The sequence below is a fragment of the Photorhabdus aegyptia genome, assembly GCF_000612035.1.
In the GTDB taxonomy this organism is placed as follows: Bacteria; Pseudomonadota; Gammaproteobacteria; order Enterobacterales; family Enterobacteriaceae; genus Photorhabdus; species Photorhabdus akhurstii.
In genome coordinates this window covers 20,870-29,650 of the sequence record NZ_JFGV01000066.1, presented here as the reverse complement: position 1 = coordinate 29,650, position 8,781 = coordinate 20,870, and the positions used below count along the sequence as shown (strand labels likewise).

At 36.6% G+C, this 8,781-nt stretch carries 6 protein-coding genes; 1 reads left to right on the top strand and 5 read right to left on the bottom strand.

Going from position 1 to position 8,781, the window contains the following annotated elements; genetic code table 11:
- Positions 1-482: 482 nt before the first annotated feature.
- Positions 483-1,502 carry a DUF4365 and DUF1817 domain-containing protein gene (locus BA1DRAFT_RS22760; protein WP_082303719.1) on the top strand — a complete coding sequence of 340 codons (1,020 nt, stop codon included), beginning with the start codon at positions 483-485 and terminating at the stop codon, positions 1,500-1,502.
- 684 nt (positions 1,503-2,186) lie between these two features.
- Here BA1DRAFT_RS22760 and BA1DRAFT_RS17535 read toward each other — a convergent pair.
- The 5 genes from BA1DRAFT_RS17535 to BA1DRAFT_RS17515 form a co-directional block, all read right to left on the bottom strand.
- Positions 2,187-2,729, bottom strand: a complete 543-nt coding sequence (locus tag BA1DRAFT_RS17535) for a cytotoxic necrotizing factor Rho-activating domain-containing protein (RefSeq protein ID WP_160170017.1) — start codon at positions 2,727-2,729, stop codon at positions 2,187-2,189.
- Between the two features lie 301 nt (positions 2,730-3,030).
- The gene (locus tag BA1DRAFT_RS17530; protein ID WP_051560847.1) at positions 3,031-3,930 is read right to left on the bottom strand and encodes a cycle-inhibiting factor; all 900 of its coding nucleotides are present in this window, start codon (positions 3,928-3,930) and stop codon (positions 3,031-3,033) included.
- 149 nt (positions 3,931-4,079) lie between these two features.
- Positions 4,080-4,979 carry a Pvc16 family protein gene (locus tag BA1DRAFT_RS17525; RefSeq protein WP_036781780.1) on the bottom strand — a complete coding sequence of 300 codons (900 nt, stop codon included), beginning with the start codon at positions 4,977-4,979 and terminating at the stop codon, positions 4,080-4,082.
- Between the two features lie 24 nt (positions 4,980-5,003).
- Complete coding sequence (locus tag BA1DRAFT_RS17520; protein ID WP_036781779.1) at positions 5,004-7,088, bottom strand: ATP-binding protein; 2,085 nt, start codon at positions 7,086-7,088, stop codon at positions 5,004-5,006.
- 9 nt (positions 7,089-7,097) lie between these two features.
- A complete protein-coding gene (locus tag BA1DRAFT_RS17515; RefSeq protein ID WP_036781777.1) occupies positions 7,098-8,768 on the bottom strand; it encodes a contractile injection system tape measure protein in 1,671 nt (556 codons plus the stop codon).
- Between the last annotated feature and the right edge of the window lie 13 nt (positions 8,769-8,781).

The window sequence follows — 8,781 nt, the reverse complement described above, 5'->3', positions numbered from 1 at the left end:
CTATGAAAAAACAGCACGAAACTATCTGTCGATGGTGAAATTAGGCTGTATTCGACTCTTTTGCCGGAGATTATATAATTAAGGGACACTACCTAATCCGACATATCGTTCAGTGCCAAAAGCGGATATTAAAAAAACCTGTAGGTGCGGGACTTGTCCCCACCTATAAATTTCCATATTCAGGCAAATGATTATCCCCATATTCACGACTTCACCACTAGTTAAATCACCAGCTATTTCTGATGAGTAAAAATTATCACAATTAGCGTACTACCCGTATACATTTTGTCGCTTGAGAAATGAAAAATTGCCAGAAATACTGTTGAAATATAGGTAAATAAGCGTTAGCTTGGTATGAGTAAAAATCAGGAAAGAAGGTAAAAAAATGCTCTGCTAGGCTTGCGGGTACAGCGATTTCTATTAAATTGTTAGGCAGTTATTAATAATCACTACCCAGCTGTACACTTAAATGGGGTTTGAGTATGACACAAGGATTTCCAACTTATAGTAAAGCTGCTCAGAAGGGTGATCGTGGCATTGAAATAGTTTCCCGCATGATAAACGAAAAATTCGGGTGGTTATTTAAACGCAACCATCAGGAGCATGACTTCGGGATTGATGCGCAGGTAGATGTCATCCTTGAAAATGGAGCCATTACAGGCCAAATGCTCGCATTGCAAATAAAGTATGGCTCCTCATTTTTTACTGAGAAGAACAAATGGGGCTACATTTATCGCGGCGAACAAAAGCACTTCAACTATCTTGCAAACTATCCAATACCTACACTAATCGTTATTTGCCACCCCGAAAAAAATGATTGCTACTGGACTCTTTTTGATCCAGAGGCCACATCCAAGGCTGGAAACAATTGGAAAATTACCATTCCTTTTGAAAACAAGCTAGAAAGCTCGAAAAATACAATAATCAGCCTGCTACCTCCACCCACAGACTACTTGAGCGAAGTAGAGAGCTACTGGGCGATGAACGATATCATTGTTGATCACAAGCACTTCTTATTCATCATAGGTCGTGACGAGGTTGATGCCTTGGATGTTTTGAGTGCCAGAGAGTTTTTCGACAGAATCAAATCCACTCGTGAACTTGCAGAGCATTGCCAGGGAAAAATTGAAATCTCATTTCACGGATACGATCAAGATCCTCGTGAATTATTCGAAATCCCCGAAGTTCGGGCATTCGCCTCCAAACTTTCCACAGCCCTTCCAGAGTTGTTCTTTTTTGCCTACACTGGAGAGTGCAGCCATGGCTTAATGACTATTGCCATGTGCCTAACTGAAGTAAAGAAATTATCCAGCACCCCGAATGAAGACAATAAAATCTCAATCGAAATTGCCACTCAAAAAATCGGGCAGTTTTTTGAAGATCATTGTTACGGACTTAATGCTATGACCGACTGGCTAAAGATGTCTATTAAAGAAAATAAGCGAATTACATTTGCAGTGGCACGTACCTTGGGCTTTACGCTACCGACAGATGATGCCTAACAAATGGTCAAATCACTCTCTCCGCTCGCTGGAACGGGCTAAGATCACGCTAAACGGTAGTTTTACAAAATGGAGTATTGTAATGCCTGCTAGTGTGTTAATCCCAATTGGAGTTGTAACTGCTTCTATAATTGCGGTTTTTTTTCATTTATTTTACTGATTCTCTCTAAAGGACAAAAAGTTTCTGAGCTCAGGCAGCAGTGGGTTGACGGCTTAAGAGAAGAAATAGAAAAGTTTATTGGTAGCATTGTAACGGTTACTGAAATTAGTGCACGCATATAAAGAGCAAAAGAAGAAAATCTTACATCAAAGTTTTCTCACTCAGATTTAGAAGATCTTCAAGTGTCTATTTCAAAAGCATACAAGCGCATCCGACTTAGATTGAACCCAAGCGATAGTAATGAAGCCGTTACGGCATTATTTTCTGCGCAATAAAACTAACAAATCGTTCCAGCACTGTGCGCTTAGCGCACTCGACAGTTTGTAAGTTGAACACGACGTTAAGTCCACTTTTCGCTCTTAGCGGTCTGTCAGATTAGGTCTAACTTTGTTCTTGACAAGTGTCAGTTTGAGTGCTGATTTATCCAGTTAATAAAATCAAATGACAAACTAAGCATGATTCTCGTTCGGTCTGTCTTTTAAATACTGAAAAAGATTTACAATTGAATCTCCATAACTTCCCACTTAGTCCAAGTTTTTCCCATAATTATCTTTCAGTTTCTTTTCAAATATCTTACTTATGATCACATTATCTCCGGGTCTCTGTCCCGTATGATAAGCAAAAAAATAGCCATCCTTCACGGCATATATCATAGTACAACCACTCAATGCGCCAGATGTAACAATAACCGGATGTCCCGCTTGAATATCCTTCAAAGCAATTCTAATCCCCACGGTTCCCGATGCTCCATTCACCACATTAATCCCGGTAATATTGGGGTCCAGCGTATTTTTTCCCCAATGCACTCCTATCGCTCCTGAATCCGATTCTGATGATGTAACTTGATCACCAAGAAATCCCATCACAACATCATGAAAAGGATTTTCCTGACGGGGAACGTTATTTCTCAAAGGTATTGCCTGTGCAAGTTCCCGATTACTGTCATAACGATGGGCCACGACAGGCACGTTAATTGGCGCCTCTTCACTCCCCACCAATAACCCTTTATTCCTCAACGGGGAAATATATCCCCTATTAAGGCTTCTATCCGCAAGAAATTGCTTCAATCCTTTGGTTTGCCTGCTTTTATAACCATCCCCAGACTCACTCTCATTATTTAAAAGCTCAAGATGTCCACCAGAAGAACTTGATAATGGCGACTGCGTGGCACTATTTCTAGTACGTTGTGTGGATATTGTTTGAGGATTAGCATTGTTTTAACATTAATAGGCCCACTCCACTATATTGGTTAAATTTATTACATCTAAAATTTTGATTTACCTAATATTATTTTCGCAATCCTAATATAAACATCTGAATAATACAATTCACTCTGGTTTACTAAATTTTCTATCATAATTATCAAGTTTAGTTATCAAGTTTAGATTTTAATTTTTCAATATTTTCATAAAAATCATTAACATCATATTCGGTTAAATAAATGTCCACGCCTTGATCTCTCTTCACTCTATCTAACTTAACATTAGATACATCTTTATGTATATCAAGCGTCTCTGAAATTAACGCGCTCTTTTCATCGTCAGATAATAGATTAAGCTTATGACTTAACAATATTTTTAATTTATTAAGATTAACGGGATCTTTTCCTCTGGAATTTAACCAATCTGCTATTTTAAGGGGAGGCAATGCCCCTTCTCCTAAATCTGATTGATAGATATATCCCACTGTTTCCTGGTCATTGGATGGGAGATCAATTAAAAACATATGCCCTAGTCGACGATCATTAACCAATGCAACATAATTTTTTACACTACTGAGTTGATCAACTCTTTCAGCAAATTCATTGCCATCTATTTTTCCTGTCTGGGCCGCTTTTACTGGATCAACAGCATGTTCCCCCTCAGTCATCAATTTAAATATATTTTGGGCAGATAAACCACAAACGGGCTCAGTAGGATCATAAGGATTTACCCCAACTATTTCTTGGTAGGATTCAATACCACCGAATTCAGAAACAATTTCATCAATTGCCTTAAATATAGTTGCCAAATCCCGATCAGTGATTTTCTCCTGCCAATTATCATTCCAAAGTAATTTATTTCCTTTTGGATCATTATGTAATGCGATAATATCATCTATCAATTTTACGGCATTTATATTATGTTTTTTTAACTTTGATCTATCCTTTGTTCTCGATAAGCCAGTAGAAAGCCCTATTTCCAGATGATTACCGGTTTCTATATTTTCACATGTTTTATCTTTTCTGGCACGAGTTTCAATTTTTTTTGCAAGGTCGCTGATTGGCATAATATTATCACCCAAGAGTTATAAGTAAGTAATATATAGGCTAAAACACTCCTAGCAACAAGATGTTTTTATATAAAGCAATCAATAAAAATATTGTTATCTTCTATTACTTACCATTTTATTATGGGTAATTAATTAAGTGATTATTTTTAAATGCTAATTAATTTATTAGAATCTACTTTATCAACAATAATACCTATGCCATTTATCTTAACAACCGCTTTACGGCTGCTTACCCATCTTGAAAGAATCTCCTTTATTTCAGAACAATAGATTGAAAAAGTAATGCCTGAAATCTCAAGAATAATTTTTTCATTTTCTTGCTTATCATTATTGTCTACAACCGATAAGACTGGTTTAGTTATTAGATTCACTTTAGTTAGCGCCAAACGCACATCTTCTGTACCACCTAAATCAGTACATAATTCTGCTAACAAAGCTTGGCTTATTTGTGAACTAGTAGGATTCAATTTTTGATTCACAGAATGGGAAATCTCCATAACTGGCTCTATTGTATCTTTAATATCTTGAAGTTCTACCGGTGCGGTAACTGAATATAATAGAGAGAGTCTTGGACGATTACCAAGAGCCTGCCAAAAATTACCCAAGCTATTTAAATTCTCCTGCGGCGGAATAACTCTGGTGTAAGCACCAGGAATTTTTGGTAATTGACGATGATTAATCAATGCGTTCAAAACAGAAGTCATTATTTTTGCGGCTTGATTATCAGGTTGGCTATCTGGGTTACTGCCATCAACTGAGGGTTTATTCGAATGCCAGTAAGTAATCAAATAATTATAATTAATATTGACCCATCCAGGTAACAATAAATTAGTTACAGGGTTATAACGCTTTGGTTCAGCAGAGCGTAATTGCAAATCTTCATGTACATCATAGAGAAATACACTTATTGTCGGCTTCGATGGAATCGAATTTATCTCCGGTAAATCAAAACGAATATCAATATTATTTAAATATTGAGATAGAATATCTTTTAATGCGTTATTAACTTCCACAATAGCATTATTAGGTTCAATGATATCTTTCATATCGACTCCAAATTTAATAAGTATTTAAAAAATCAGTCTGCCTGTTTTATTTAATTCGAGAATAACCGCCCGCTCTATATGTTGATGCTCAATTTTTTCACTATTATTGTCTACGGATAATATTGATGCTAATAAAGCAATATTTCTAATATTAGCCCCAGTCAAATCAGCCCGTTCAGCCAAATGTGCAAAATCAATTTCGTCGGATAATTTCAATTGTTCAGGCCAGATGGTTTGCCACATTTTTTTACGTAATGTTTCGTCAGGATAAGTAAAATGGGTAATAAAGGTAAAACGGCGATTAAAAGCGCTATCCAAATGGCTACGGTTATTAGTGGCTAAAATCACCAATCCCGGATAATCCTCCAGCCGTTGTAACAAATAAGAAACTTCAATATTGGCATGTCTGTCCTGAGCATCTTTGGTTTCACTACGTTTGCCAAATAGTGCATCGGCTTCATCGAAAAACAGTACCCCGGAATCCATCTCAGCCAGGTCGAAAATACGAGCAATATTTTTTTCCGTTTCACCAATATATTTATTCACCACGGTAGAGAGATCGACTTTAATCAAATCAACACCAAGATGCCCAGCAATCACTTCTGCGGCCATTGTTTTTCCCGTTCCCGATTCACCGTAAAATAGTGCGCTAATACCGGTACCATAGCCTATTTTCTCCTGAAAGCCAGCACTCAAAATCTGGTCACGGTAATTAATTGCCGCGATAATTTCTTTCAATTGTTGAGCTAATTCATCAGAAACTACTAAGTCATTAAAATTACGCATTGGCGTTATTCGTTTAGCCAATTTACCTAAGTTCTGTTGAGCACGGAAACTTAATGCTTTACGTAAATCTATTTCCTCTAATTGACCATCCGGTTGCCGTAATATTTGATATCGATAAGCTTCTTTTAGAATTAATGGCAAGGTTTCTGCGGTAAATGAGAAACGCTGGCACAATTGAGCAATATTAATCCTCTGAGCGGTATTATCCGGTAAATATTCTTTCAACATAGACTCTTTATCCACCAGCGTAGCTACCGGCATATTAATTTGCACTATTGGCAGATAATTAATCCATATTAATGTATCTCCCGGTTCCACTAAACAAACCACCCGTAACCTTGGTTGACTCAATAAAACGGACAATGCGTTATTCAATATTTTCTTTTCCTCTGCAAGCAAAGAAAAATTGCGAATTAATAAACAAGCATTATGTAACCGTGCTTCTCTCACTGCATCTGCTAACAAATTAACTATTACAGTTGAGTTCTCTTCCTCTGGTAATCGAGCTAAATCCAAGATTAAAGTGCTGATTCTGTGAAACGCCATAATATTGCTGACCGCTAATTCTCTAGCGCTGCCCTGTTTTCCTTTCAGTATCACCAGCGGACGAATTTCATCAGTTTCTTTCAATAATATCTTTTCAAGTGAATGACAAAGGGTTGGTGGATACCAAAGGCGTGAAACAGGATAATGCCAATAAGCACAAGTTATTAGAGGCGGCAAAATTACCTGTTGTCCTGATAAAAAATGCCAAACGGCGCTGTGGGTTAAAAATTGCGTTTGTAACCAAACAGGTTCTTCGTGGTTATTGAGCCGTAATAATTGGTTATTGATTAACGGTGCGTGTGGTAAAAAACTGTTTTGCAGGAATTGCCAGTCACTTTGGCGTTGACTAAATAATTCAATTGCTAAAGCAAAATTGGGCCACTGTTTTTTACTGTTACCATTCAGAGCGGCAAATAATGCATGATAACGGCTGTCAAAATGTGGCAATAAACCGAGTAATAAAGCATCACGCTCAAATTCTGTGAGTTCAAAACGTTCAACCAATAAAGACAATAAATCAGAGGTAAAGTGTTCTTCAGTTTTCGGATGAATAATAATGTCACCTTCCTCAAATAGCCAATGAGGAAAACCCTGCGGTTGTGCCAAATATTCCTCTACCTTATCCTCAGTAAGTAAAAAACTCTCCGGTAATAAATCGTACCTTTCCCTCTTTTGATAATAGTAGCGCTGTAATAACAGATCGATACGTTCCAAATGGGGATAAATCCAATGTAATTCAGCCACCACATAGTGACTATTTTTAAGTAAAGAGTTCATATAAACCTTTTAAATATTTTGCCAGTCAATCTGTAAAGGACGATTTAGCCAGGAAAGTTTAGCGATATTTAACGGCCACGGCCAGTCGGCTAATAACAGATCAAATGGCTGATGTTGTAGCGTAATTTTGATTTCCTGTTCATCTATCAGCAATTCACCCGGTCGTTGTAAAAACAGTTGGCGGGCATCATTACGACTCAGTTTTTTCCAGCCCGGAAGTTGAGCGATAATCGCATCCAACCATTGTTCTATTATCAACTCTTCTTCTGGCTCAACAGGGATTGATGGCATCTCTTCATCAATCATTAATCCGCATAAAACTTTATTCAATGTTTTTCTCTCTACCTGCCCCTCTTCATTCCCCCAAATAAGATAGTCTAGGAAATCAACCGCCCTAAATTGAGCTTGCTGATGAATAAATTTTTTCTCCTCAAGTAGATTTAATTGACTAAAAAAAGCGGGTAACATCGGCCATAGAATTAATATTCCAGCATTACTTACCTGATATGGAGAAGTTAAATCTGATTCAGAATATGGCCTGTTAATAGCCCGAGGTTGATTACAATTATTATCTTTAGGGCGCAAATTATCTGGTGTTGATAACATTGGTTGTTCTTGAAAAGCTTGATACTGATTTAATTGTAATAAACTTTTCCGATGCTCTGTAGATAGTTTCTGTAATAGCTCGGTAATCATTGAATTAACCGGATCTATTCGCTGTAAAGATTGTTCTCTAGAAGTTTGTGTTTCACAACCAAAACGATTGACTAAATTTCTATATTCCTGAATAGAGAGGTGTGTCTTACACAGTCTTGGAATCCATTCTATTTGCCAAATCGGCTTCAACCATTCATTTAATAAGGTATTTTCAGCGACTATATTCTGGCGAAACAACGTAATAATAGGCACAATATCAAGTATACTGCTATCAAATTCAGCCATGATATATGATATCACGTTCATATCTAGTTTGGGTATTTCCTGCGCATTATACCGATGGATATATCCCAATGCATTCAATACCAATTGCCAAGAGAAAATTACCTTTTCTTGATGCTGAGATCTATCTATATTCTCCGACAATTTGCAATTAATCGCGGTTAATAAATCTGGTTGACTGATAGCTAAAAGCCGTTGCAAACCGTGCTCAGATAAGCAACTTTTTGCCAATAATAATGCTAAATTTTTCTCTATTTGCATTAATTGATTAATTAAAACTTTAATATTAACGTCAATATTTCTTTTATCTGCTATTACTTTTTCAGAATTTAATTTAACCTCTTTTTGATATAAATACTGGATAAATCCCTCAATATCAGATAAATCATTACTATGTAATAAAGAGGATTTACCAGTATTCTGGGATATTATTGAATTTTCCGAAATGGTTTTTTCCTTATTATTTTCGCGATATTGGCCCAATGCTTTATTTAGTTCAGCATTAAGCCGAATAGGAAACAGAGAATTAAAACTGTTTGAATTAATTTCACCAAGATTCAGCGTTAATTCATCTAAATAGATATCCTGACTAGTCGCATGTTTATTAAAGTATAGGTTAAGTAATTTACTTACACTGTTCTGATTAAGTATGGAACCATGTAATACTTTTTTAGCCGCCTGTTGATTATTAGCTTCAATAGTAATAGCAATTCGATTTAATAAATTTAGCTCCGAAGTCATAAATAGCACTCCC

Excerpts from the sequence above, each read along its gene's own strand:
- BA1DRAFT_RS22760 (WP_082303719.1), top strand. The coding sequence starts at position 483 with ATGACACAAGGATTTCCAACTTATAGTAAAGCTGCTCAGAAGGGTGAT.
- BA1DRAFT_RS17530 (WP_051560847.1), bottom strand. The coding sequence starts at position 3,930 with ATGCCAATCAGCGACCTTGCAAAAAAAATTGAAACTCGTGCCAGAAAA.
- BA1DRAFT_RS17525 (WP_036781780.1), bottom strand. The coding sequence starts at position 4,979 with ATGAAAGATATCATTGAACCTAATAATGCTATTGTGGAAGTTAATAAC.
- BA1DRAFT_RS17520 (WP_036781779.1), bottom strand. The coding sequence starts at position 7,088 with ATGAACTCTTTACTTAAAAATAGTCACTATGTGGTGGCTGAATTACAT.
- BA1DRAFT_RS17515 (WP_036781777.1), bottom strand. The coding sequence starts at position 8,768 with ATGACTTCGGAGCTAAATTTATTAAATCGAATTGCTATTACTATTGAA.